Below are 1,343 nucleotides of genomic sequence, written 5' to 3' on the forward strand. Positions count from 1 at the left end.
GCCGAGATCGATGCGCTGGGCCACAAGACCGAATACCTCAACGGTGAGGACGGCCTGCCGCACACCATCGTCGACCCGACGCTCAAGTCCAAATACCTGTGGTGGAACAACCTGGCGCAAGTGCAGCGCTTTCAGGACTGTTCGGGCAAAAGCACTTATTACCGCTATGACGAGCGCCACCACCTGGTGGCCGTCACCGATGCCCTGAACAACACCACCACGCTGGAACGCAAACCCGACGGCGAAGTGCTGCGCATCAACCATCCGGATGGCACCAGCGAGACCTTTACCTATAACGAACTGGGTCAGGTCCTGACCCACACCGATGGCAAGGGCCAGACTACCCAGCTGCTGCGTAACGGCCGTGGCCTGCCCAAATGGCGACAGGATGCCAAAGGCCAGACCATCACTTACGAATACGACAAGGCCATTCGCCTCGTCGCCCTGACCAACGAAAACGATGCGACCTACCGCTTTGCCTACGACAACGCAGACCGTCTGATCGAAGAAAAACGCATCGATAACCTCACCCGCCGTTTCAGCTACAACCTCGGCGGGCACCTGACACAGGTCGAGGAAATCGGCTGCGGCGAAAAAGGCGAACAGCCACGGCGCAGCACCCATCTGGAGCGCGACCCGATTGGTCGCCTGCTGGCCAAGCTAAACGACGATGCCCGTCAGGACTATGCCTACGACGACGGCGACCGACTGCTGTCAATCGAGCGCAAGCCGACGGACACCGGCAGAAAACTCGGTGTTGCCGCCGAGAAACTGGAATTTGCCTACGACCTGCTCGGCCGCCTCGTCAAAGAGACCACATCCCAAGGCGCACTTGCCTACGAGTACGATCCGCTCAGCAACCTGACCACGCTGACACTTCCTACCGGCCAGCACCTGAATCACCTGTACTACGGCAGCGGTCACCTGCACCAGATGAATCTGGATGGCCAGCTGATCAGCGACATGGAACGCGACGATCTGCACCGCGAGATCTATCGCACACAGGGCAAGCTGACCAGTTGCTTCGGCTACGACAGCATGGGTCGCAAGGCTTGGCAGTACGCAACCACCCTGCCTGCGGAAAAGCTGTCACAGATCCAGAACCCGCTCATAAAGCCGGAGCGTTACGTCGAACACGCCTACAACCCGATTCACCGCCGCTACGAATACGACCCTGCCGGCGAACTGAGCCGCACGCTCGACAAGCTGCGCGGCGAAACCCAGTACGAATACGAAGCCAACGGCCAGTTGCTGGCGCGCAACACCGGTCGCGTGGTCGATGGCGAAGAGTTCCGCTACGACGCTGCGGCCAACCGCCTCAACTTCAACACCAGCCGCTTCGA

General features: G+C 60.1%; 1 pseudogene. It reads left to right on the forward strand.

From position 1 onward, the window contains the following. Nucleotides 1-1,343: pseudogene (locus tag KBY08_RS26225) on the forward strand (type IV secretion protein Rhs); the annotation flags it as partial.

The organism is Pseudomonas sp. P135 (genome assembly GCF_020312125.1).
Classification (GTDB): domain Bacteria; phylum Pseudomonadota; class Gammaproteobacteria; order Pseudomonadales; family Pseudomonadaceae; genus Aquipseudomonas; species Aquipseudomonas fragariae.